This window comes from Dactylosporangium darangshiense (genome assembly GCF_039537565.1).
Taxonomy (GTDB): Bacteria; Actinomycetota; Actinomycetes; order Mycobacteriales; family Micromonosporaceae; genus Dactylosporangium; species Dactylosporangium darangshiense.
In genome coordinates this window covers 15335-39376 of the sequence record NZ_BAABAT010000002.1, presented here as the reverse complement: position 1 = coordinate 39376, position 24042 = coordinate 15335, and the positions used below count along the sequence as shown (strand labels likewise).

At 70.1% G+C, this 24042-nt stretch carries 22 protein-coding genes; 8 read left to right on the top strand and 14 right to left on the bottom strand.

The features are described from left to right. Positions 1 to 9 precede the first annotated feature (9 nt). The 5 genes from ABD901_RS03785 to ABD901_RS03765 are packed head-to-tail and all read right to left on the bottom strand — an operon-like array spanning position 10 to position 4059. The gene (locus ABD901_RS03785; RefSeq protein ID WP_345121245.1) at positions 10 to 669 is read right to left on the bottom strand and encodes a DUF998 domain-containing protein; all 660 of its coding nucleotides are present in this window, start codon (positions 667 to 669) and stop codon (positions 10 to 12) included. 28 nt (positions 670 to 697) lie between these two features. After that, positions 698 to 1249: a TIGR03086 family protein gene (locus ABD901_RS03780; RefSeq protein WP_345121243.1), complete on the bottom strand. Its 552-nt coding sequence runs from the start codon at positions 1247 to 1249 to the stop codon at positions 698 to 700. Beyond that, complete coding sequence (locus tag ABD901_RS03775) at positions 1246 to 1611, bottom strand: ArsR/SmtB family transcription factor (RefSeq protein ID WP_345121241.1); 366 nt, start codon at positions 1609 to 1611, stop codon at positions 1246 to 1248. The genes ABD901_RS03780 and ABD901_RS03775 overlap by 4 nt, the downstream gene beginning before the upstream one ends. A gap of 58 nt (positions 1612 to 1669) precedes the next feature. After that, positions 1670 to 3016, bottom strand: coding sequence for a guanitoxin biosynthesis pre-guanitoxin forming N-methyltransferase GntF (gene gntF, locus ABD901_RS03770; protein WP_345121239.1), 1347 nt, complete (start codon positions 3014 to 3016; stop codon positions 1670 to 1672). Beyond that, on the bottom strand, positions 3013 to 4059 hold the full coding sequence (locus ABD901_RS03765) for an NAD-dependent epimerase/dehydratase family protein (protein ID WP_345121237.1): 1047 nt from the start codon (positions 4057 to 4059) through the stop codon (positions 3013 to 3015). Before ABD901_RS03765 ends, gntF begins: the two co-directional genes overlap by 4 nt. Positions 4060 to 4239: 180 nt before the next feature. On the opposite strand from ABD901_RS03765, the gene ABD901_RS03760 reads away from it, so the two are divergent. Next, entirely contained in the window at positions 4240 to 6297 is a 2058-nt protein-coding gene (locus ABD901_RS03760) for an ATP-binding protein (protein WP_345121235.1), read from the top strand. On the opposite strand, the gene ABD901_RS03755 is transcribed toward ABD901_RS03760, so the two are convergent. Genes ABD901_RS03755 through ABD901_RS03740 form a run of 4 tightly spaced genes read right to left on the bottom strand, consistent with a single transcriptional unit; the run spans position 6184 to position 11353 of the window. Next, complete coding sequence (locus tag ABD901_RS03755; RefSeq protein WP_345121233.1) at positions 6184 to 7620, bottom strand: MATE family efflux transporter; 1437 nt, start codon at positions 7618 to 7620, stop codon at positions 6184 to 6186. The two genes, ABD901_RS03760 and ABD901_RS03755, sit on opposite strands and share 114 nt — an antisense overlap. Beyond that, positions 7595 to 8599, bottom strand: a complete 1005-nt coding sequence (locus tag ABD901_RS03750; RefSeq protein WP_345121231.1) for a sugar transferase — start codon at positions 8597 to 8599, stop codon at positions 7595 to 7597. Before ABD901_RS03750 ends, ABD901_RS03755 begins: the two co-directional genes overlap by 26 nt. A gap of 40 nt (positions 8600 to 8639) precedes the next feature. Further along, positions 8640 to 10526, bottom strand: coding sequence for an asparagine synthase (glutamine-hydrolyzing) (asnB, locus tag ABD901_RS03745; protein WP_345121229.1), 1887 nt, complete (start codon positions 10524 to 10526; stop codon positions 8640 to 8642). A gap of 47 nt (positions 10527 to 10573) precedes the next feature. Further along, positions 10574 to 11353, bottom strand: a complete 780-nt coding sequence (locus tag ABD901_RS03740) for a WecB/TagA/CpsF family glycosyltransferase (RefSeq protein ID WP_345122364.1) — start codon at positions 11351 to 11353, stop codon at positions 10574 to 10576. Positions 11354 to 11796: 443 nt separating this feature from the next. On the opposite strand from ABD901_RS03740, the gene ABD901_RS03735 reads away from it, so the two are divergent. Beyond that, positions 11797 to 12963: an LCP family protein gene (locus ABD901_RS03735; protein ID WP_345121227.1), complete on the top strand. Its 1167-nt coding sequence runs from the start codon at positions 11797 to 11799 to the stop codon at positions 12961 to 12963. A gap of 169 nt (positions 12964 to 13132) precedes the next feature. Next, entirely contained in the window at positions 13133 to 14476 is a 1344-nt protein-coding gene (gene gdhA, locus ABD901_RS03730) for an NADP-specific glutamate dehydrogenase (protein ID WP_345121225.1), read from the top strand. A 10-nt stretch (positions 14477 to 14486) separates the two neighbouring features. On the opposite strand, the gene ABD901_RS03725 is transcribed toward gdhA, so the two are convergent. The 4 genes from ABD901_RS03725 to ABD901_RS03710 all read right to left on the bottom strand — a co-directional run bounded on the left by ABD901_RS03725 (position 14487) and on the right by ABD901_RS03710 (position 17933). After that, positions 14487 to 15581: a sulfite oxidase gene (locus tag ABD901_RS03725; RefSeq protein ID WP_345121223.1), complete on the bottom strand. Its 1095-nt coding sequence runs from the start codon at positions 15579 to 15581 to the stop codon at positions 14487 to 14489. Between the two features lie 86 nt (positions 15582 to 15667). Further along, complete coding sequence (gene tnpB / locus ABD901_RS03720; protein ID WP_345121221.1) at positions 15668 to 17047, bottom strand: IS607 family element RNA-guided endonuclease TnpB; 1380 nt, start codon at positions 17045 to 17047, stop codon at positions 15668 to 15670. Further along, a complete protein-coding gene (locus tag ABD901_RS03715; RefSeq protein ID WP_345121218.1) occupies positions 17044 to 17625 on the bottom strand; it encodes an IS607 family transposase in 582 nt (193 codons plus the stop codon). The genes tnpB and ABD901_RS03715 overlap by 4 nt, the downstream gene beginning before the upstream one ends. Positions 17626 to 17708: 83 nt before the next feature. Further along, a complete protein-coding gene (locus ABD901_RS03710) occupies positions 17709 to 17933 on the bottom strand; it encodes a substrate-binding domain-containing protein (RefSeq protein WP_380132993.1) in 225 nt (74 codons plus the stop codon). A 29-nt stretch (positions 17934 to 17962) separates the two neighbouring features. Here ABD901_RS03710 and ABD901_RS03705 point away from each other — a divergent pair, with 29 nt between their 5' ends. The 4 genes from ABD901_RS03705 (at position 17963) to ABD901_RS03690 (ending at position 21257) form a co-directional block, all read left to right on the top strand. Continuing rightward, positions 17963 to 18307 carry a type 1 periplasmic-binding domain-containing protein gene (locus ABD901_RS03705; protein WP_345121214.1) on the top strand — a complete coding sequence of 115 codons (345 nt, stop codon included), beginning with the start codon at positions 17963 to 17965 and terminating at the stop codon, positions 18305 to 18307. 98 nt (positions 18308 to 18405) lie between these two features. Continuing rightward, a complete protein-coding gene (locus ABD901_RS03700; RefSeq protein ID WP_345121212.1) occupies positions 18406 to 19437 on the top strand; it encodes an ABC transporter permease in 1032 nt (343 codons plus the stop codon). Further along, complete coding sequence (locus ABD901_RS03695; RefSeq protein ID WP_345121210.1) at positions 19434 to 20273, top strand: ATP-binding cassette domain-containing protein; 840 nt, start codon at positions 19434 to 19436, stop codon at positions 20271 to 20273. The genes ABD901_RS03700 and ABD901_RS03695 overlap by 4 nt, the downstream gene beginning before the upstream one ends. Before the next feature lie 60 nt (positions 20274 to 20333). Then, on the top strand, positions 20334 to 21257 hold the full coding sequence (locus tag ABD901_RS03690; protein ID WP_345121208.1) for a carbohydrate kinase family protein: 924 nt from the start codon (positions 20334 to 20336) through the stop codon (positions 21255 to 21257). A 316-nt stretch (positions 21258 to 21573) separates the two neighbouring features. Here ABD901_RS03690 and ABD901_RS03685 read toward each other — a convergent pair whose 3' ends face one another. Further along, on the bottom strand, positions 21574 to 22581 hold the full coding sequence (locus ABD901_RS03685) for a LacI family DNA-binding transcriptional regulator (protein ID WP_345121206.1): 1008 nt from the start codon (positions 22579 to 22581) through the stop codon (positions 21574 to 21576). Positions 22582 to 22743: 162 nt separating this feature from the next. On the opposite strand from ABD901_RS03685, the gene ABD901_RS03680 reads away from it, so the two are divergent. Continuing rightward, entirely contained in the window at positions 22744 to 23994 is a 1251-nt protein-coding gene (locus ABD901_RS03680) for an ABC transporter substrate-binding protein (RefSeq protein ID WP_345121204.1), read from the top strand. The last annotated feature ends 48 nt before the right edge of the window (positions 23995 to 24042 follow it).

Here is a 24042-nt window from a genome sequence, read left to right as displayed (position 1 = left end):
GGCTGGCAGCTACCGCGGCCGGCTGTCCATGCGTAGCCGCACCGCGATTGTCGTGAGCCATGCCGAAGTAGCCACTGCCACGCCCAAGAGCGGCAATCCGCCTTTGCCGGTGGCCGAGAGTCCCATGCCCGCAAACAGGAGGATGGGCGTGCCCAGTGCGGTCGCCACACAATAGTTTGCCCAAGCCCTCAGCTTGAGTGCGCGAAACCGGCGGGCGTACACGAAACACGCTGCGATCACCGCGAGGACCAGCCCGAAGAATGCGAGGGAGTGCAACGTGGCGTGTCCGCTGATCGTGGAGCCCGCGCCTTCAGGGGAGCCGGGTGGGAAGCCGAATGCGGGGTCGGGTTTGCAGCAGGCGGCGGCGATCAGCAGCACCCCGTACGCGCCGATGAGCAGCGATCCCCAGTGCTGCAGCCGCCATACCCCGACAGCAAAAGCGATGGAAAGGAGACCGGTCACACCGAAATTGGCGAACTGTACCCAGCCGGAATCTCCGAGGAGAAGCAGGCTGATCGCGTGGGTTGTGAGTGAGAACCCGCTGCGGGTCAGGGCCTGGACCAGCGATGCGCCGATGAACAGCGGGCCCGCTATGACGCCGCACAGGACAAGGCGTCTGGCAAGGGTTTCGCCGCTTTCTACCTGTTGGCCCATGGAGGTGATATTCATACTGCGCTCCTCGTAGTGGTGTCCGTGCTCAGCGGTGCGGCGGCGTCCACTCCGGATCGCGGCCGATGAACCCCAGCAACTTGGTCTGCGCGTCCGCGTCGTCCTTGACCGGGACCCGGACGCCGTAGTGTCCGGACGATCGGATGACCGCTTCCATCGACTCCATCCCGGCGAACAGCTCGGCACAGAAGTCCGGGTCCAGCCGGTCGTCCTGGCCGGTGGCCCGGGCGAGATCCCAGGTGTGCATGAAAACGTCCGTCGTGTAGAACTGGTCGATCGCGCCGTCCAGCGGCAGCTCGCCGATGTGCGGGTGGGCGAAGACCCGTTCGGCGGTCGCCGGATCGTCGAGCACCGCCTGCACGGCGTCGCAGTGGTGCTGCCACGCACCGACCGGGTCGTCGTCCACCGCCGGTCCGGGTGGCAGCTCGATGCCGGTGCCCGCGGTGAGGAAGGCCGGGAACAGCTTCGGGTCGGTGTGCGCGCGGAACAGTTGCTCGGGCGTGGCCGCGAAGTCGCGGGTCAGCCGAATGACCGGCACCCTCGAGTCGGCCTCGATCGTGGTCTCGGCAATGGTGTTCATGCCGCGCTTCCGTTCTGCTCGTCGGTTTCGTTCGTTGTCGCTTCGTCCATCGCGGCCAGGACCGTGTCGAGGCGGCGGTAACGCTCCTCGGCCTGGCGCCGATAGCGCTCGATCCACTTGTCCATCAGGTCGAACACCTCCGTCTCCAGGCGCACCGGCCGCGGCTGCGGCGCCGGCGGCCGACTCACCAGCCCCGCGTCCTCGAGCACTCGCAGGTGCTTGTACACCGCCTGCAGCGTCATCTCGTAGGGCTCGGCGAGCTGGTTCACCGTCGCGTCGCCCGCGGCGAGCCGGGCCACCATGTCCCGCCGGGTCGGATCCGCGAGAGCGGCAAAGACCCGGGACAGCGCGTCTGCAACCATCGGCACCTCGTTTCAACCCATTGGTTGAAAGTCACGATAGCCAGCCCACCTGTGCCAGTCAACCGTCAGGTTGAAAGAGCTGCTCAGTCTGGGTCAAACGCTCACCGCCGGTCGGAGATGAGGAAGATCGCCTGCGGGCCTGGCAGAGCACGATCGCCGAGTAGCCGTGGGAGGTGTCCTGAGCCGTCTGCCGGACTTCGATCGAACCATCGAACGGTTCGAACTCGGCTTGGAGCACCGTGCGGAGATCGTGTTCGTCGATGTCCGCCCCGGGGAAGAGCTTTCCCTCGACGGTGTACCCGCGGCAGCGGTGCAGGGCGGCGGTGACGAACAGGCCGCCCGGCTCGACCAGGCCGGTGATGTGGCGCATGAACAGCTCCCAGGTCGCGCGGTCGCCCGTGGCCGAGTCCGCGCAGTACGGGCTGATCACCGTTGCGTAGGGGCGGTCGACCGGACGGGGATGGTGGGCGTCGACCCGGACCAGTTGGGTGATCTTGCTCCTGGTGAGGTCTTCACGGGCGGTGACTTCCGCATCGGTCGGATGCGCGATCCCCTCGCACTGCAAGGTGTACCGCACGAACGGGCGCCAGTCGTGAGCACCGGGCCGGCGGTCGATCCACCGCCGGATCTCGGTCAGGTTCGCGGGGAGATAGTCGCCCAGGTGGATCTCCGATGCGACCTCGGCCGCAGCGAATACGTGGTGGACGGTGGGCCCGACCCCGAAGAACAGTATCGGCCGGTCGCGTTCGGCGCGCCGGATCGCGGCGACGAAGAACGCGATGGTGGCCAGTTCGTCCGGTTCCACGGTGCGGTAGTAGCCGGCGAGGTACTGCGCCGGCACCCAGTCGGTCTCGAAGGAGGCGTACCGGCGGGGGCGGCGGCGACGGAGGAAGGCACGCGTGAGACGGGCGAGCCCGTACTCGTACAGCGCGGCGGCGAGGTTGGCACCCGCGAGGAAGATGACGGCCTCGTCGGCGGTGATCGCATCGCTGACGGTCGCGGCGCCGAAGGCGCCCACGTAGTAGGGCACCTCCGCTGCGACCTGGGTGCCGGCATAGCCGGCGGCCGCCGCCAGCCGCGGTGCGCGGGCGTTGCTCGTGGCGTGCCGAGTAAGGTCGTAGGCCGCCTTGGACAGGACACTGGTGCTGGTCCCGGTGGCCACCAGCAGGGTCCAGTTTGCCCGCAGGTTGACCCACAGGCCGGACCCCCAGGCCGCATAGCTCACCACCAGCAACGCCACCGCCCACGGCTGGGCGAGGCCGGCGAGCAGTCCCGACGTGACCAGGGCTACCCCGGCGACCGCCGCGCAGGCGTCCAGTGCGTAGTTCGACGCCACGGTTGCGGCGAGGCTGAAGGCCCAGGTCCTGAGCCCGGTGGCGATGCCGCCACCATCGCCGGGACTCATGAGCGGGACACGCTCGGGGTGTGCTCAACGCCGGTCGCGTGGCCGGCCTGGCGGGCGGTGAGCCGACCTGTGCGGTGCAGCCATCGGATCGTGTCGCGGTAGGTGTCGCTCAGGGGGCGCGGCTGGATGCCGAGCTCGCCGCGAGCGCGGGAGTCGTCGCAGCGGGTGTCGCTGTGCACGAACACCACGCCTTCGTGGTCGACCGGGAGGTGGAACGGCGTAACGCGCTGGAGCGTGGACATCGTCCAGCTGAGCGGCAGCATGGCCGCGGAGGACACGATGAGCGATGGCAGGCGGCGGCCGGTCAGCGCGCGCAAGGTGGCGAACATGGTGTCGCCGTCGACGAAGTGTCCGGGTACCAGGTATCGACGCGGTCCGGATCGAGGCGTGATCACGGCCGCGTGGACGCGGGCGACGTCGCGGACGTCGACGACCTGGAGACCTCCGCTGGGCCACACCGGATAGCGACCGCGCAGGATGTCCCGTAGCCGGCGGGCCTGGTCGCCGCAGTACGGGTCGTCCGGGCCGAGCACGGCGCCGGGTTGCACGATCACCAACGGCGCGCCGGCGTCCTGCAACCGGCGGGCCACGGCCTCGGACGCGGCCTTCGACCGAATGTACGGCCCCGGTGTGCTCGACAGCGGCGAGTCCGCAGTGACGGTGGCCCGCCGGCGCAGCAGCGCGGCGGTGCTGGAGACGTGCACGACCGGGTCACATCCGGCGTCGACGGCGGCACGAAGCACCGTTTCCGCGCCGGCCGCGTTGGTACGGGCAATCGCCGGACGGGCGCGCGCGTCCAGGCTGTACACGGCGGCGGCATGCAGAACCGCGTCGCAGCCGCGCAGCGCCCGTTCGACCGAGTCGAGATCGGTGACGTCACCGACCGTGTGGTCCACCGCGGTGCTCACACCGAGTGGTCGTAGGGCCGGGCCGATGCGGTCCGGCGAGCGGACCAGGAGCCGGACGTCGTGGCCGGCGGCGATGAGCGCCGCCGCACTGTGTGCGCCGACAAAGCCGGTGCCGCCGGTGACAAGGACTCGCATGGATCGTCCCTTCCTGATGTGACGGTGCCGAGCCGGCCCCGCGGGCCGAGGAGGTGAGGATCGGACGGGGCTGCGCTCACTTGCCAGGTCAGATAGTTGTTAAACGCTGTCCAAATCGGGGCGCGGCGATGGACAGTGGAGCCGGCGGACGCGCAGCGAGCCCACGCTGGAGGTGACGACGTGTCGACGTCTCTTGGCGACGTGTTGGAAACCGCCCGGCGGCAACGGTTCGTGGGGCGACGGGAGGAACTCGCCGGTTTCGACGCCGCTGTCGGCGGGCACTCGACGCGGCGGGTGCTGTTCGTGCACGGACAGGGCGGCATCGGCAAGACCACGCTCCTGGCGGAGCTCGGCGGCCGGGCACGTGCGGCCGGCCGGACCGTGATCCAGGTCGACGGGCGCGACGTCGACCCGTCCCCGGACGGTTTGCGCACGGCCATCCAGGACGCCGCCGGCCGGCAAACCGACGCCGCACCGCTCGGGCCCCTGCTCGCCGGCGGCGTCCTGCTCGTGGACGGCTACGAGCAGCTCACCCCGATCGACGGGTGGCTGCGCGAGCAGCTCATCCCGAGCCTGAGCGCGGACACCGTGGTCGTGCTGGCCGGTCGCGAGCCGCCCACCGTGCCGTGGCGCTCCGACGCCGGATGGCGGGAGCTGGTGACGGTGTACCGTCTCGACCACTTCGACCCCGACGAGAGCGGACAACTGCTCGCCCACGCCGGCGTCGAGCCGTCCGTGCGGCCGCACCTGGTGGCGCTCGGCGCCGGGCATCCGTTGACCTTGGCGCTGCTGGCCGACGCCGCTGCCCGCGGGCAGGTGCCCGACACCCTCGCTGACGCACCGGATCTGATCTCGACACTCTTACAGTCGTTCCTCGGCGGGGTGCCGACCCAGGCCCAGCTGACCGGCCTGGCCACGTGCGCGATCGCCTGGGTGACCACGGAGGACCTGCTTGCCCACATGGTCGGCGCCGACGCCCCCGCGGTGTGGCAGTGGCTGGCCGGGCGCCCGTTCGTCACCTGCGGCCCGCGCGGACTGTCCGTCCACGACCTGGCCCGCGACGTGCTCAACGCCGAATTTCAGCGCCGCGTCCCGGAGCAGTACCGGACCTATGACCGTCGCATCTTCGACCACGCGGTGGCCGGTCTGCGCACCGCCACCGGCCTCCACCGGGAACCGGGCGCGCACCAGCTGCTCTTCACCCATCGCCGCGGCCCGTTCAGCGCGGTGATCTCGGCGCTGCGGGCGCGGGGCTCCGCCGCGGTGGTCCCGGCCCACCCCGACGAACACGACCAGGTGTGCGCGACCATCGAACGCTTCGAAGGACCGGCCAGCGCCGAGCTCGCCCGGGCCTGGCTGTCGGAACAGCCGGAGCGGCTCTACGTGGTCCGCACCGGCGAACGCGTCGCCGGGTTCGCCCACCACCTGCTGTGCCCGAGCGGCTCGGCGCTGGAGGACCGCGATCCGGTCGTGCGGGCCGTGCTCAACCACGTCGCGCAGGAAGGACCGGTCCGCCCGGGGGAACGCGTGTTCATCAACCGTTTCGCCAGCGGAGTCCGCGAACACCAACGCGACCCGTACATGATGGCGGCCGGGCCGGTGTCCAGCGTGATCGAATGGTTCGCCCGGCCGCTGGCGTGGTCGTTCGTCGTCGTGGTCGACGCCGAGTTCTGGGCGCCGAAGTTCGACTACCTCGCCTTCGCACCGCTGGTCCGCATCGACGTCGGCGGCCTGCGGCACGTCGCCTTCGGCATCGACTGGCGCCGCCTGCCGCTCGGCCCCTGGCTCGATCTGATGTACGAGCGGGGGCACGCCGGCGGCTCCGGACCCGCACCCGCCGCGCTGCTGCGCCCACCGGCGCTGGACCGGCACCGGTTCGAAGCGGCGGTCCGGGCGGCGCTGCAGACCCTGCACCGGCCCGACCTGCTCGCCGGCAACCCACTGCTCGGCTCCGCCCTGGCCGCAACGAGCGGCGGGCCCGACGCCGCGCAGCTGCGGGCCACGATCGAGGACGCCGTCGCCCAGCTCGGCAACCTGCCGAAAGGTCCGCAACTCCAGGCGGTCCTGCACCGCACCTACCTGCGCCCCGCGGCCACGCAGGAGGCCGCTGCGGAGGTTCTCGACCTACCGCTGAGCACGTACCGCCGGTACCTGGCCCGGGCCATCGAACACCTGACCGACATCCTCTGGGCGGTCGAGATCGGCGAGGTGCGGCCCACCCCGGTTCAACCGGCGTGAGGACCGTCGACGCGGGCCCGCGGACACTGCCCGGACCCCTCTCACGGCGTAGGCGTAGAGGGTGACCATGCAGATCAGGCTGGCGGTCGAGCCGGTGAGCAGGCCCCAGGCGGCGCCGCGCAGGCCGCCGAGTTCGGCGCCGAGGGTGAGGCCGCTGAGGGAGACGACGACGAAGATGACGTATTGCACGAAGAGCATCCGGGCGCGGTGCATGCCGCGCATGGCGGCGGTGAAGGGCACCTGGAGCAGGTAGAGCGCGCATTGCAGGGCGATGGGCAGGACCAGCGGGGCGGCTTCGGCGAACTTGTGGGTGTGGACCAGTGCGTAGGAGACGACGGGCCAGACGGTCAGCACCATCAGCGCGCCGACGACGGCGAAAGCGATCGCCAGCCGGCGGGTCTGGCGGCGCAGGGCGAGGGCGGCTCGGGCGCCTTCGGGCCCGGGTTCGGCGGCGTCGGCGGCGTTGCGGGAGACGCTGGGAACCAGCAGGCTCTGGACGGCGGTGACCAGGTTCTGCACGGGTTGGAGCTGGACGGTTTGCACGAAGCGCAGGTTGGCCAGTTCGATCTTGGACAGGCGGCCGGCGACGATGAAGCTGATCGCCAGGACCTGGACCTGGGCCACGATGGCGGTGACGGTGAACCAGCCGGACAGGTGCCTGGTGTCGGCCAGCCAGGCCGGCGGGCTGCCCTGCCAGGGCAGCCGGCGTTCGCGGACGAGGTAGACGGTGATGCCGGCGGTGGCACCGAGGCCCCAGGCGGTGAGCAGCCCGCCGGCGCTGGAGGTGTGGGTGAGGATCATGATGACGACCGCGACGGCCTGGGTGCCGGCCCAGACCAGGTCGATGCCGAGGGCCTTGTCCGGGCGGCGGTCGGACAGGTAGTCGAAGCGGGCGGTGTCGTGCAGCACGATCGGGACCATGAACGGCGCGAGCCAGATGAGCTGGCGCAGGTCGATCTCGCCGCGGCCGGGACAGAGGGCCCACAGGACCACGAACACGACGGTGGTGATCAGGCCGGAGCACAGCGCGGTGGCCAGGCCGTTGCGGGCCAGGCGCGCGCGGGGCTCGCCGTCGTGACGCGATGCCAGCGCGAGCAGCACGTCACCGACGATCGCCCGATTGAGGCACGTCGCGAAGTAGCCCACCGCCAGCGCCAGGGCGAGCGCACCGAACCTCGCTTTGGGCAGCAGGATCCCGCCCAGGAGGGTGTTCGCCGAGTTGGCGGCCGCGATGACCACCTGGTCGAGCAGCCCGGCACCGACGAGCCGGCCTCGGGCGCGCGCAACGCGCGTCCGCTCAGGCGTCGTGGGCCTGGCTGGCATGGTCGACCAGCCTCGGCAGCTGCCCGTCGGTCCGGCTCGCCGGCACGGTGGCGGGGGCGGGCGCAGTGAGCACCGGCTCGTCGTAGTGACGCTCGCCGCGGACCGTGGTCAGCACGGCGCGGACGAGCAACTGCAGGTCGAGCCGCACGCCCTGGTGCTCGATGTAGGCGAGGTCCTTCACCAGCCGCTCCTGCGGCGGCATGTGGAACTTCTCGATCTGGGCGAGGCAGGCGATGCCGGGCCGCACCGTGTGCCGTTCGGTGTAGCCGGGTACCGCCTCGAGGTGCTCGCGGACGAGCACCGTGCGCAGCGGCCGCGGCCCGACCAGGCTCATCGAGCCGCTGAGCACGTTGATCAGCTCGGGGAGCTCGTCGAGGTGCCAGCGACGCAGCCGGCGACCGACCCTGAGCGTGCGCGGGTCACCGGCGGGCGACACGACCGGTCCCGTGAGTCGCTCGGCGCCGTAGCGCATGCTGCGGAACTTGAACTGGCGGAACGTCCGGCCGCCGCGGCCCACGGAGTTCTTGGTGAAGAAGATCGGCCCGGGCTCCTCGAACCAGATGAGCAGTCCGATGATCGGCCACAGCGGCAACGTGAGCACCAGGCCGACGAGGGCACCGGTCACGTCCAGGACCCGCTTGCCCCGCGGCACCGGGCGAACGATGCAGGCCGTGTGGTACCCGAGGACCGCGTGCTGCACGGCGGGCGACGGCGGCGCGTTGTCCTCCACGATCCCGGCGGTGGCGCCGCTGAGCACGATCCCGCCGGCGAACGATCCGGTGATCAGGATCATGGCGACCCGTGCCGGCACCTCGTGGCCGAGGCGCAGCCAGATCCACGGCGCGGCGATCAGCGCCACGGTGACGAGGAAGGCGACCCGGCAGGCCCAGGCCCGAACCCGCGGGGGGACGGAGGAGGTGAGGACGACGGTTGGCAGCAAGGCCAGCAACAGCGGGAACAGCAGCCACCAGATTCTCACGGGATCTCGTACCTCCAGGGCAGGCGGGCGGGCGCCGTCGTCATCGGTATGCCTTCTCCTGCTCGGCCCACATGGTGAACAGCAGCAGGATCCAGATCTCACGTGCGTGTTCGGCCGCGCCGCTGAGGTGGCGCTCGACGATCTCGTTCACCGGGTCGAAGCGCAGATAGCCCTGCCGCCGCAAGACGTCCCGGCTCAGGTACTCGCGCACCAACGGCCGGAACTCGCCGCGCAGCCAATGCGGCAGCGGGGCGTTGAAGCCCTTCTTGCCCATGGCGAGCGTCCGCGGCGGCAGCAGGCCGGCCATCGCCTGCCGCAGCAGCCACTTTGGTTGCCGGCCCGGGAGCTTCATCGAGCCCGGCAACGAGAAGGCGAACTCGATCATCGACGTGGCCAGCAGCGGGACCCGTACCTCCAGGGAATGCGCCATGCTCACCCGGTCGACCTTCGTCAGCACGTCGTCGGGCAGGTAGACGTGGGCGTCGGTGTACTGGAACCGGGTCAGCCGGTCGAAGCCGGCGCCGGCTTCGTAGTGCGCCTCGTGCGTGTCGTACGTGTCGCAGAGCTCGGCGAGCACGTCCGGCTGCAGCAGCCGCGCCTTGTGCGCCTCCCGGAACACGACCCGCCACAGGTAGTGACTGCGGCCGGGCTCCTCGAGGGCGTTCTCGGCGAAGCGACGAGCCTTGAAGTCGAAGCTCGCCCTGGCGCTGGAGCGCGGCAGGAAGCGCAGCAGGCCCGGCACGATCCCGGCCGTCACGGCGCGCGGCAGGTGGCGGTAGTAGCGGGCGTACTTGTCGGCCTGGTACGTGTGGTAGCCGGCGAAGAGCTCGTCACCGCCGTCGCCGCTCAACGCCACCGTCACATCCCGGCGGGCGAGACGGCACAGGTAGTAGGTGGGCACCATCGACGGGTCGGCGAACGGCTCGTCGAAGGCCGGCAGGATGCCATCCACGACGTCGTCGGCCGCCGGTTCGACCACGAGCTCGGTGTGGTCGGTGCCGAACCGGTCCGCGGCGAGGGCCGCCTCGGTGCGTTCGTCGTACGACCGGTCGGCGAAGCCCACCGAGTAGGTCTTCAGCGTGGCGTCAGGCAACGCGCGCCGGGCGGCCGCGACGACCGTACCGGAGTCCATGCCGCCGCTGAGGAAGAAGCCCAGCGGCACGTCGGCCGCCAGTTGCTGGCGGACGCATTCGACCGTGAGGTCGCGCAGGATCGCGCACGCGCGGGCGGCGGTGAGGTGGGGCCGCTGCGGCACGTCGGCGAGCGCCCAGTAGCGCTGCAGTGTGCGGCGGTTGTCCTGCCAGACCAGCGTCGTGCCCGGTTCGAGCTTGCGGATCTCCCGGTACATCGTCCGCGGCGCGGGAACGTACATCAGCGACAGGTACGCGCTGAACGCCTGCAGGTCCGGTGTCCGATCGGGGATCGCGCACAGCACCGCCTTGATCTCCGAGCCGAACACGAGGCCGTCGGGGCGCTCGGCGTAGTGCAGCGGCTTCACCCCGACCCGGTCGCGGCACAGGACCAGTCGGTGGTGGGCGCTGTCGTACAGGGCGATGGCGAACATGCCCTCCAGGTGTCGCGCGAAGTCGTTGCCGAACTCCTCGTACAGGTGCGGGATCACCTCGGCGTCGTTGCCGGAGCGGAAGGTGTGGCCGCGCGCGGCGAGGTACTGCCGCAGCCTTTGATGGTTGTAGATCGCGCCGTTGAGCACCGCGTGCACTGTGCCGTCCTCGGACCGCACCGGCTGCCGGCCGTGCTGCACGTCGATGACCGCCAGCCGCCGCACCGCCAGGCCGGCGGTGGCGGTGATGAAGAAGCCATCCTCGTCCGGGCCCCGGTGTACGAGGCTGCCGCACATGGCGCGCAGCCGATCCTCGTCCACAGCATGCCCGTCGTTGGCCACTACGATTCCGGCGATTCCGCACATGAGTCCTCCGCCTCGGTCTCGGTCGATCGATGAACAGGCGAGCGCGGTCAGACCGGTGCGGGTTCGACCGGCCGGTGCGAGGGCACGGGCACGGACGGCTCCCACAGCCCCACCTTCTGCGCCGACAGCCGCACGAGGTACCGGGGACCGAGGACCAGGTAGCGTCGCCACAGCCGGCGCGGCTCGAGGGCCAGCCGCCACAGCCAGGCGAGGCCGTTGCGTTGCATCCAGCGCGGTGCGTAGCTCAGCAGCCCGGCGTGATAGTCGAAGGCGGCCCCGACGGCCAGCAGCGGCATGGCGAGCAGCGGCCGCATCGCGTGGACGAACGACTCCTGCCGCGGGCAGCCGAGACCGACCAGGACCAGGCGGGCTCCCGATGCGTTGATGCGTTCGGCGATGCGCGCGTACTCCCCCGGCTCGGCGTCACGGAACCGCGACGGTTCGGCGCCGGCGATCCGCAGCGTCGGGACCGTCCGGGTCAACGCCCCGGCCAGCCTCGCGACGGTGCGCTGCGTGGACCCGTACAGGTACACCGGCAGCTCCTCGGCGGCTGCGCGACACAGCACCCGGAGGGTCAGCTCCGGCCCGCTCACCCAGTCGCGCAGCTCGGCCTGGTGCAGCAGGTTCAGCGCCCATCGCACCGGCTGGCCGTCCGGGACGACCACGTCGAAGGCGTTGAGCCGGGCGTTGTGCCGCCGATCGGACACCCCGGTCATCACGCCGTGCACGGCCAGCGCGGTCAGGATGAATGGGCGCTGCTGCTGTGCGGCCGCGAATACCTTCGCGATCGCCGCGTCGTAGTCGATGACGTCGACCAACACCCCCATGACGCTGCGTTTTCCCGCGTCGACCAACGATCTTCCTTTCCTCTCGTCCCGCCGGCACGTGCCGACCACGCCGACCGGCTCGAGGCGACGAACGCCGGCCTCAACTGCGGGATGCTGAGCGCGCCTGTACCCATGCGTTTGCCGAAAAACGTGGCTCGGCGGCAAAACGGAGGTGACTTGCGGAGTGGGGCGGGCGCATGAGCGCGACGTCCTGCCGATGTGTCCCTCGGCCCCGCCCATCTGCGTTATCACCTGCGGACACGCCGCCCGGCCCGGTGCGGGCCTTTTATGCTTGCGAGGTCACGCAGATGTCGGCTCCCGGCGCACCCGGTTCGAGGACAGTAGACACGTTTATGGGCGATCCAATTCCTGAATCCGGCGCCGGTGATGACCGACCCAGAGCGAGCACGGGCGGTCCCGTCGGGCGACCTCGCGGCCGGGTGATGGCGCGGGCCAGCGTTCCGCCGCACGCACCGTCCGCCGGCGACGTCACCGGCCGGCCGCGGCCGCCCGGCCGGAGTCCGCGCTGGGCCCGGCCGCTGATCGTCCTCGGGGTGCTGCTCATGCTGGGCAGCGCCGCCGGCTTCGCCGGTTCCCGGATGCTGCTGCACCGCTACACCGACTCGATCGGCCAGGAGAGCCTGCTCGGCGACGCGGCGGCCACGCATGTCAGCATCGACGGGCCGATCAACCTGCTGCTGGTCGGGATCGACGAACGGAACAACGATCCGGACGCCGACCGCAACGCGGACTCGATCCTGATCGTGCACATCCCGGCGAGCCACGACGCCGCCTACCTGGTGTCGGTGCCCAGGGACTCGTATGTGTCGATCCCGGCGTATTCGAAAAGCGGATTCGGCGGCGGCGACGACAAGATCAACGCGGCGTTTCCCGACGGCTACCGCAACGGTCCCGGGCGGGCGGGCGGGTTCGAACTGCTCGCTTTGACGATCAGGCAGTTGACCGGAATCTCGTTCAACGGTGGCGCGATCGTCGACTTCTCCGGGTTCAAGTCATTGGTGGCCGCCCTGGGCGGGGTGAATATGTGCGTGGACGAGCGAACCGTCTCCGTCCACATCGGCCACGACGCCCGCGGCCAGTACCAGATGCCGTATCAGATCACCGACGACGGGCCGGTTCCCGTCCCCGGGGTCACCCCACAGGTCTACCAACCCGGCTGCCAGCATCTCACCGACTGGCAGGCCCTGGACTACGTGCGGCAGCGGGAGCTGCTCCCGGACGGCGACTACGGGCGGCAGCGGCACCAGCAACAGTTCCTCAAGGCGGTGCTGAAACAGGCCACCAGCAACGGTGTCCTCACCAACCCCGTCAAGCTGGATCGTGTACTGCGCGCCGCCGGCCAGGCACTGACGTTCGACAGTGGCGGGATCTCCGTCCCCGACTGGCTCTTCGCGCTGCGCGACATCCGCTCGGACGGCGTGACCATGCTGAAGACCAATGGCGGCACCTTCAACTCCGAGATGATCGACGGCAAGGACACCGAGATTCTCAGCGACACCAGCCTGAAACTGTTCTCCGCCATCCGCCACGACAACCTGCCCGCGTTCGTCGCGGCCCATCCCGACTGGGTGTCCCCCGACGCCCCATGATCCGGCCTGCCCGGTGCCCCGGACGCCAAGGTGGATTCGCAGGTCAGCGGGCCTGTAAGCTTCGCGTCCCGGCCAGGGCTCGACCGAACCTGTCCGGCAGCGCGATCCCACGACGCCGTGGGCTCGCCGGTCACGCAGCGCAGCAGCGCACGTCACACCGGAGGGACCCTTGCGGGCACGGACCAGGCTTGAGTCGATCTTCACCGCGGTGGTGCACCGCAACCCGGGCGAAGGGGAGTTCCACCAGGCGGTTCGCGAGGTGCTCGACAGCGTCGCGCCCGCGCTGGACAAGCACCCCGAATACGCCGACGCGAAGATCATCGAGCGGATCTGCGAGCCGGAGCGGCAGATCATCTTCCGGGTGCCGTGGGAGGACGACAGCGGCGAGGTGCACATCAACCGCGGCTTCCGGGTCGAGTTCAACTCCGCGCTCGGGCCGTACAAGGGCGGGCTGCGGTTCCACCCTTCGGTGTACCTCGGGATCGTGAAGTTCCTCGGCTTCGAACAGGTGTTCAAGAACGCACTGACCGGGATGCCGATCGGCGGCGGCAAGGGCGGGTCGGACTTCGACCCGAAGGGCCGCTCCGACCGGGAGGTGATGCGGTTCTGCCAGTCGTTCATGACCGAGCTGTACCGGCACCTCGGCGAGCACACCGACGTGCCGGCCGGCGACATCGGCGTGGGCGCCCGGGAGATCGGCTACCTGTTCGGGCAGTACAAGCGCATCACCAACCGGTACGAGTCGGGTGTGCTGACCGGCAAGGGGCTCGGCTACGGCGGCGCCCAGGTGCGCCGGGAGGCCACCGGCTACGGCGCGGTCTTCTTCGCCGAGGAGATGCTGCGTGCCGTCGGTGACAGCTTCGACGGCAAGCGGGTCGTGGTGTCCGGCTCCGGCAACGTGGCGATCTACGCGATCGAGAAGGTGCACCAGCTCGGCGGCGTCGTCGTGGCCTGCTCCGACTCCTCCGGCTACGTGCTCGACGACAAGGGCATCGACCTCGACCTGCTCAAGGACCTCAAGGAGGTCCGCCGGGCCCGCATCGCCTCCTACGTCGCCACCCGGCCGCACGCCACCTTCGTCCCCGGCCGGTCGGTGTGGGAGGTGCCTTGCGAGGTCGCCGTGCCGTCGGCGACGCAGAACGAGATCAGCGCGGCCGACGCCGACGCGCTCATCCAGGGTGGCTGCAAGATCGTGGTCGAGGGCGCCAACATGCCGACCAGCCCGGCGGCGATCCGCGCCTTCGAGCAGGCAGGTGTCCGGTTCGCACCGGGCAAGGCCGCCAACGCCGGCGGTGTGGCCGCCAGCGCCCTGGAGATGCAGCAGAACGCCTCCCGCGACTCGTGGACGTTCGAGTACTCCGAGCAGCGCCTGCACGCCATCATGCGCGACATCCATGACCGCTGTCACGCCACCGCCGAGGAGTACGGCGTCCCCGGCAACTACGTCGCCGGCGCCAACATCGACGGATTCCGCCGCGTCGCCGAGGCGATGCTCGCGCACGGTCTGATCTGACCGGGCCCGTTCACACCGTGGCGCAGGTGACGTGCACCCGGCTCCACGCCGTGTTCATGTACCCCAGCGGGTTCCAGACGTGTTCGACACGTTCCGGCTGCGTCGAAGCGCTGGTGTCCCATGCGCGGGCAACGATCTGCGCGGGTCCCGGTGGCAGCTGCACGGTCAGCCGCCACAGCCGCCAGGCCCACGGCTCCGCCGCGGTATCCAGGTCGGCATGCTGCCAGTGCCGGCCGCCGTCGATCGAGACATCGACCCGGGCAACGCCGCGGTCGTCCCCGGCGGTCGCATAGCCACTGACCTGCACCGGGCCGGCGGGCACCGTCTGCCCCTCCTCCGGACGCAGAATCGCGGTGTTGAGGGCTGCCACACCGAGGCGCAGCCCGCGTCCGCGCGCGGCTTCGGCCGGGTCCGCGTCGTCCGGGAGCAGAATGTAGTCCTTGGCCTGGTAGAAGTTGTCGGAGGGACGCGCCTGTGCCGTGACCCGCTGCAGCCATTTGACGCTGCGGGCGCCGATGTACCCGGGCACGACGACCCGAAGCGGCCCACCGTGCACGTCGGGCAGCGCCTCGTCGTTCATCCGCCAGGCGAGCAGCACCTCGCCGGCGGTCGCCTTGGCGACGGGGATGGACCCACCGAACACCGGCGACTCGCTCGGCCTCGATGCCACGTCCGCCTCTTCGAACGCCACATGCTCGGCTCCCGGCTGCAGCCCGGCGCGAGCGAGCACGTCGGCAAGGGTGACACCGGTCCACCGCGCGGTGGAAATCGCGGCGGCCCCCCACGGGACCTGGCCGGGGATAGGCCGCACGGCCGCCAACTCGGCGCGGCGGTTGCCCGCGCACTGCACCGTGGCCACCACGGTGCGCTGCGGGAACCGGTCCCGCAACTCGGGCAGGGACAAGCTGAGCGGATGGTCGACGAGCCCGTCGACCTGCAGCCGCCACCGGTCCGGATCCGCGTGCTGGATGGGCCCGTGATTGCGGCAGTAGAAGGTGTCCAGCGGAGTGAGCGGCCGTCCGTCGAGCGCGGCCGACGTCGGCTCGGCGTTCAACGGGTACTCCTGATGGACGATGAAGTCGTCACGTTTGCCCGATACCGCCACAGTACGAGCGTATTCCCGGCGACCGCGGATGTGGGCGGACAACGACGCCTGAGTCAGGAACGGCCCCGATCCTCACCCGTTACCATTCAGTGCGCTCTAGTGAGCACGCGGTTGGTAGTCCCGCCTTGCGGTGGGACGGTTCCGGTCTGACCGGCGGATGCCGTGCCGGGTTGACGCTTCGCAGCCACCTGCCCGCTGGGGCGGGTCTTCTGGTCGGCTCCGCGTCCTGCCACCGGGCCACTCCCGGCGGTGTCGTACTCGGCCGCGAGGGCGGCGAGGTTGCGGGCGGCGTTGAGGTCTCGGTCCAGGACCAGACCACACGTGCCGCATTGGTATTCGCGCTCGGACAGGGCGAGCTTGATTTTCACCGCGCCGCAGCCCGAGCAGGTTTTGGAGGACGGGTACCAGCGGTCGGCCACGAGCAGCCGGCCGCCGTTCCATCCGGTCTTATACGTCAATTGGCGGCGGATTTCGGCGAACCCGGCGTCGGCGATGTGCCTGGCGAGGCGCCGGTTGGCGAGCATGCCGGTGACGTTGAGGTCTTCGACCACGATCGTGCCGTACCGGGCGGCGAGGCGGGTGGTGAGCTTGTGCAGCCCGTCTCGGCGCAGGTTCGCCACCCGGGCGTGGGCGCGAGCGAGCCGGTTCGCGGCGCGCTGCCACCGGTTCGACGGGCGCCGGCCGGTCCGCCGGTCCGGGCCGGTCTTGCGCGACAGGGCGCGGCCGAGCGCTCGAAGGTGGCGCCGGGCGTCGTTGAGGTGGCGCGGGTTGTCGACCAGTTCGCCGGTCGACAGGACGGCGAGGTGTGTGATGCCGACGTCCACGCCGACCACGGTGCCGGGCTGTGCCGGGGTCCGGTCGGCGCGCTCGATCTCGACGCAGAACGCGACGTGCCATCGTCCGCCGTCACGGCGCACGGTGGCGGACATGACGCGTGCGGTGCCGTTGTCGAGGCGCCGGGCGAGCTTGCGGGCCGACTCGTGCAGCTTCAGGCGGCCCAGCCGGGGCAGCACCACATGCATCCGGTCCGGCTCGACCCGGATCGTGCCGGTGGTGAACCGCACGCTGGGTGTGGTGCGGCGGCGGGACTTGAACCGGGGAAACCCGACCGGCCGGCCCTTCCGCTTGCCGGTGCGGGAGTCGGACCAGTTCTGCAGCGCCCGGGCGAGGGCGTCGAGGCCGGTGTTGTATGCCTCCTTCGAGCACTCCCGCCACCACGGCGCGGCGTGTTGCTTGGCAGCGTTCCACGCTTTGCGTAGCGCGGGCAGCGACCACGACACGGCCGGGGTCAACTGCTCGTCCGGGATGTCGTAGGTGCGTTCGGCGGTCCGCTGGTCCATGACCGCCTTCACCCGGCCAAGCGCCCAGTTGTGGGCGACCCGGACGGCTCCGGCATGGGCGAGTACGTCACGCTCCTGCGCCGGGGTCAGGTCCAGGGCGTACCGGTACGCCTGCACCACCTTCATGCTGCGCCGTCCTGCGCAGTGGCGGCGTCGATCGCTCGGCGGGCACGGTTCGCGGCGCCGCGGCGGCCGTACAGGCGGGCGCACAGCAAGGTCAGGATCTCGGTCACGTCGCGTACAAGATCGTCGTCGACCTCGGCCGGGTCGACCACGAGCAGGCGCCGGCCTTGCGCGGCGAGCGCGGCCTCGACGTACTCGGCGCCGAAGCGGGCAAACCGGTCGCGGTGCTCGACCACGATCGTGGTCACGGCCGGGTCGCGCAGCAGGCCGAGGAACTTCTTGCAGTGGCCGTTGAGCGCCGAGCCGACCTCGGTCACCACGCGGGACACCGGAAGCTTGCGCCCGGTCGCCCACACAGTGACACGGGCGACCTGGCGGTCCAGGTCGGCGCGTTGGTCCGCCGACGATACCCGGGCGTAGACGACGACCTGTCCGGCCTGCGGTACTGCGGGCAGCGGTTCGCCGACCATGATGAGCCGGCCGAGCCGGTACGTAGGAACGGGCAGCGTCCCGGCCGCGTACTGCCGCCGCGCGGTGATGTACGCAACGCCCTGCGACGCAGCCCATTCCTTCAAATTCACCCGAGCATCATAGCCCGCCAGAGACATCCAAAGATTCCTGACACGCAACCAGTCAACTACCCCATCCCAGGGAGCTCAACCGATCACGTCAGGCGCCGGACGTCCTCGAGGTACGGCCCCGGGATCTCGCCCGAACCGCGGGTGATGAGCTGGGTTTCGACGAAGTGCGTGGTCGGCTCCCAGGTCTCGCCGTCGAGACGGCGGAAGATCAGGGATGCGGCGACCCGGCCCATGGTGAACGGATCCTGGGCCACCACGGTTACGGCCGGTTGGAGCAGATCGGCGAGCGGAAAGTCGTCGAAGCCCACCAATGCGACCTGTTGGTGACGGTCCAGCTGTGGTCTACACCATCAACGAGCCGGCCGCGGTCGGCGCGCAGAAGGCCCTCAAGGCCGCGAACGTGCAGGGCGCGATCGTCGTATCTATCGACGGCGGGTGCAACGGTGTCCAGCAGGTCAAGGACGGACTGATCAACGCCACTTCCCAGCAGTACCCGGTGAAGATGGCCGAACTCGGCGTCAAGGCGATCAAGACCATCGCCACGGGCGGACAGAAGCCGCAGGTGACCAGCGGACTCGATTTCTTCGACACCGGCGTGGCACTGGTGACCGACAAGCCGGCCACCGGTGTCGAGAGCATCACCAGCACCGAGGGCGCGAACCTGTGCTGGGGCAAGGCCTGACATAGCAGAGCGGCCGATGCGCCACCGCGTGACATGACGCGATGGCGCATCGGTTCAACCACCCGAAGCCCATTACCACCAACGGCATGGGAGCCGTCGTGACCACCACTGCACCACCGGCCGGTACCGCCGCCGAGCAGTTCGCCTTGCGCCGCCGGTCACCGCTGCAGCGCATTCAGCATCTGCTGCACTCCCGCCCTGCGATCAGTCCGTTCCTCGTCCTGATCATCTCCTTCGTCGTCTTCGCCACGATCAACCCGCGGTTCGCCTCGCCCAACTCCCTTTCCCTGGTACTGCAACAGGTCGCCGTGATCGGGGCCCTTGCCGTCGGGCAGACCCTCGTCATCCTGACCGCCGGCATCGACCTCTCGGTGGGCGCGATCACGATCCTGTCCATGATGGTCGCGGCGAAGGTGGCCGAGGGCCACGGCGTCCCCGGCGTCGTCGCGGTGCTGATCGGCATCGGCCTCGGGCTCGCCGGAGGTGCCCTCAACGGCGCACTGGTCACCCGCATCGGGCTACCGCCGTTCATCGTCACGCTCGGCACCCTCAGCGTCTTCACCGCCGTCGGTCTGCTCTACACCCGGGGTCAGAGCGTCCAAGCAACCGACCTGCCCGACCTGCTCAACTGGACCGGCGAGTCGTTCGCGGTGGGACGCTTCCGCATCACCGTCGGCGTGGTCCTCGTCGCCGTCCTGTACATCCTGGTGGGATTCGCCCTGGCGAACACCGCCTGGGGGCGCCACGTCTATGCCGTCGGCGACGACAAGGAAGCCGCGAGGCTGGCCGGTATCCGGGTCGATCGGGTCCTGCTCAGCGCGTACCTCGTCGCCGGAGGCATCTACGGCCTCACCGCGTGGATCCTCATCGGCCGGGCCGGCGCCGCCAGCCCCAACGCGATCACCGACGCCAACCTGGAAAGCATCACGGCGGTCGTCATCGGTGGAACCAGCCTGTTCGGCGGCCGGGGCGCCGTCCTGGGAACGCTGCTCGGCGCGCTCATCGTCGGATTCTTCCGCAGCGGGCTGTCTTTGGCCGGCGTCGATGATCAGTACCGGGTGCTTGCCGTCGGCCTGCTGGTGCTCGTCGCCGTCGCGGTCGATCAGTGGATTCGGAGGGTGAAGGCATGACCACCACACGGGTCCCGTCTGCCGGAGGCGATGCCCCGGACACGAAGGGACAACAGCAGCCGGTGCTGTCCGGGCGGGGCCTGGTCAAGACCTTCGGCCGGGTGGTCGGTCTCGACGGCGTCGACATCGATCTCTACCCGGGCGAGGTACTGGGCGTCATCGGCGACAACGGCGCCGGCAAGTCGACCCTCATCAAGTGCCTCACCGGCGCCCTCGTGCCCGACGCCGGCGAACTGTTGCTCGACGGGCGGACGGTCCACTTCAAACGGCCGCAGGACGCCCGGGAAGCCGGCATCGAGACGGTGTACCAGACGCTCGCGGTCGCACCCGCCCTCGACATCGCCAGCAATCTCTACTTGGGCCGGGAACGCCGCCGACCCGGGCTCCTTGGCTCGCTGCTGCGCATGCTCGACAAGAAGGGCATGCGCAACGACGCCGGCAAGGCCCTGTCCGACCTGGGCATCGGCACTCTGCAGAACATGGCCCAACCCGTCGAGACCCTCTCGGGTGGCCAACGACAGGCCGTCGCCGTCGCCCGCGCCGCCGCCTTCGGCAGCAAGGTCATCGTGCTGGACGAGCCCACGGCCGCCCTCGGCGTGAAGGAGTCCAACCAGGTTCTGAGGATGATCGGCGAGGTTCGCGCCCGCGGGCTGCCCGTCATCCTGATCAGCCACAACATGCCGCACGTGTTCGAGGTCGCCGACCGCATCCACATCCAGCGGCTCGGCCGATGCGCCGCTGTCATCACCCCAGACTCGCACACGATGTCGGAGGCGGTCGCCATCATGACCGGCGCCACCACACTCGCCGAAACCCCAGGCCGCACGGCCACCTGACCCAACCGTTTCCGACCTGCCTACAACGCAGTCCGGAAACCAGCCCCGGAAAGGCAACGCGTGATTACGGTTGTCGGCGAAGCCCTGGTGGACCTGATCGAGCGTCCACCGGGGACCGTCGTTGCGCATCCGGGCGGCAGCCCGGCCAACGTCGCGGTCGCGCTCGGCCGGCTGGGCCGGCCCACGAGCCTGTTGACCCAGGTGGGCACCGACCCCTACGGCCGGCTCCTGATCGAGCACTTCCGGGACAACGGCGTGCGACTCGCCCCGGGTTCCCTGCTCGACTGCCCCGTCACCAACGTCGCCCGCACCAGCCTGAGTCCGGACGGCCAGGCCGAGTACACATTCGACGTCGCCTGGCGCGCGTTCGCCCCACCGCCCGTGCGCCAGGTGGAAGCGAACTCGACCTGTCTGCACGTCGGCTCCATCGCCGCCGTTCTTGAGCCCGGTTCGGTCAGCATCGATGCCCTGATCAACACGGCTTCCCGGACCGCGACGATCAGCTACGACCCGAACTGTCGACCGTCGTTGATGGGCAACCCCGCACGTGTTCGCCACCGGGTCGAGGGCCTTGTCGCCGTCAGCGACATCGTCAAAGTAAGCCTCGACGACCTGGCGTGGCTGTATCCCGGGCAGCAGCACAGCGAGGTCGCCAAGGCGTGGCTCGACCTAGGCGCCCGCCTGGTGGTGATCACCCTGGGCGCGGACGGCGCCTGGGGCTACACCCGGCACCGCGCGACGCGGATCGACGCGGTGGCGGTCGACGTGATCGACACCGTCGGCGCCGGCGACGCCTTCATGGCCGGCCTGATCTATGCGTGCGGCGAAGCGAACCTGCTCGGGACACACAAACGGGCCGAGCTGGCCGCCGTCGACGACGCCGTCCTCGTCGACATCCTGCAGTTCGCGTCCCGCATTGCCGCGGTCACCTGCGGTCGCCGGGGCGCCGATCCGCCGACGTTGGCCGAGCTCGTTCCGCGTTGACCGGAACAGGCCGGTGGTACCGAATGCCGCTCTACGCTTCGCCACCCGCGTGGCGGCGCTGACCTGCACACGACCCGGCGCGGATCCGCCGTTGCTGGAGGCGGTTGCTTTGTAAAGACCGGCCGATGCACCCGGCCGCACAACAGTTTCGCCACCACACCGCGCCGGGCCCAACATCGACCCACGTCCCCTGTCGCGCCCTGGCCCTGGCATGGCGCGGCCCACCCGACCACATGAGGTTCGGGTGGGCCGCTGCACCGTAAGTTGGGCTGTCGTCCGCTTTCGACTCAGTTCCGCGCCCGTCGATCCATCCAGGTCACTGCACGCGGGTCGAGCTTTCGTGAATGTCGAGCGTGAACGGGACGGTGACGTCGCGGGGCGGGTCGTCGCGGTGCTCCATGTGCTGGCGGATCAGGTCGACGGCCGCATCCGCGATGGCCGGCTTGTCGGGCAGGATCGTCGTGAGCCGCGGGGCGCTGTAGCGACCCTCGTCGATGCCGTCGAAGCCGACCACGGCGAGATCCTCGGGGATGGCGATGCCGCGGTCGCGAGCGACGCTGAGGGCGCCGATGGCGAGCAGGTCGTTGAAGCAGAACACGGCGTCCGGCGGTTCGGCCAGGTCGAGCAGGTGGTTCATGGCGGCCGCCCCGCCGGCCCGGCTGTAGCTGCTCGACGCCACGTTGAGCCGGGGGTCGGGCGTAAGCCGGGCGGCCCGCAGCGCGTTGTGGTAGCCGGCGAGGCGCAGCGTGGCGGTGCCATTCTGCCCGGGCTGGTCGCCGATCGCCGCGATCCGCTTGCGTCCCAGGCCGATCAGGTGTGCGGTCGCGAGCTCGGCGGCCTTGACGTTGTCGATGGCGACGTGGCTGGCCGGGGCGTCGAGGGCGCGCTCGCCGAGCAGCACCAGCGGGGTGGCGCCGCCGAGCTGCGCGATGTCGGAGGGCCGCACGCCGATCGGGCTGAGCACGACGGCGTCGACGAGTGCGCGGTGCGCGGCGTTGACGACGGCCAGCTCGCGCTCGCGCACTCCTGCAGTCTGTTCGATGAGGACGGTCCAGTCGTGCCGGGCGGCTGCGACCATCACCAGGCTACAGAGCTCCGCGAAGTACGGATTGGACAACTCAGGAACGGCCAGGGTCAGGAACCCGGTGCGGCCGCGACGCAGGTTGCGGGCGCCGATGTTCGGGATGTAGCCGAGCGACTCGATGGCCTCCTGCACTCGGCGGCGGTTGTCGGCAGTGACGAACGAGTAGCCGTTGACCACATTGGACACGGTCTTGACGGAGACGCCGGCGTGCGCGGCGACGTCTTTGAGGGTCGCGGGCATCCACGGTCCTTTCCTAGCCGCAGCCGACGATACAACGATGTAACGACTTTGGGAAGCTGCCTTTACAACGTCGTTCCAACGATGCAACATGTGCTGACCCTGTCCCGCCGCAGGTCCGGCGGGCGCGTCCTCACATGAGCCGGGAGACGGAAGGTCGACCCAATGGGACCCATAACGAAGATCGGCACCGGGCTCGTCGCCGCGTTACTGCTGGCGGCGGGTTGCAGCAGCGGCGCGCAGTCCGACCCCAATGCCGCCGTCGAGCTCAGCCTGTGGACCGGGTTCACCGGTCCGGACCGGCCCGCCTACGAGGCCTTGGTCAAGCAGTTCAACGACACCCACCCCAAGGTCAAGGTCACCATGGACGTGCAGCCGTGGGACACGATCGGCCAGAAGCTGCCCGGCGCCTGGGCCACGGGTCAGGGCCCCGACCTGGCCACCCCCAACTTCGACCCGGGCGTGCTGTTCAACTACGTGAAGACCAACTCCGTGCTGCCGCTGGACGAGACGGTCGGTACCGGCGACGGCAAGCTCAACAAGGACGCCTTCCCGGCCACCGTGAACACCGCGTTCACCATCGACGGCAAGCTCTACGCGGCGCCGGCCAACATGGCGACGCTGGTGCTGTACTACAACAAGCAGATGCTCAGCACGGCCGGCGTCGCCGAGCCCAAAACGGCGGACGACCTGGTCGCGGCCGCTCGCAAGCTCACGAAGATCGAGGGCGGCAAGGTCACGCAGTACGGCATCTCGCTGGCCGACCACGCGACCATCCAGATGTGGCCGATCTTGCAATGGATGAACGGCGGGGACATCGTCGACGCGAATGGTTGCGCCGTCATCGCGTCGCCGGCCAGCGTCCAGGCGCTGCAGACCTGGGCCGACCTCGTGACGAAGGATCAGGTGAGCCCGGTCGGCCAGACCGGCAGCGACGCCGACACCCTCTTCTCGGCCAAGAAGGCCGCCATGGAGATCAACGGGCCGTGGGCCGTGGCCGGGTTCAAGTCGGCCGGCATCGACCTCGGGATCGCGCCGGTCCCGGTCGGCGCGGGCGGCCCGGTCACGCTCGCCTCGACCGTGCCGCTCGCGGTCGGGCGCCTGACCAAGCACAAGGCGCAGGCGTTGGAGTTCCTGAGCTGGTGGACGGGCAAGACCGCACAGGCGTCCTTCTCCGAGGCATCGGGCTTCCCGGCGGTACGCACCGACGTCACGGTGAACAACGCGACGGTGGCGCCGTTCGCCGCCGGCCTGCCCAACGCCCGGCTGTACCTGCCCGGCCTGCCCACCTCGACGAAGATCGACTCCGACGTGTACGTCCCGCTGATCGGCAAGATCACCCGTGGTGAACCGGTCCAGGCATCGGCGCAGGCCGCGGCCGGGGCCATCAACAAGATCACCGGCTGCAAGAGCTGACCGGGCGTCCGGCCCGCCTTACGGCGGGCCGGACCGCGCCGCGAAGGG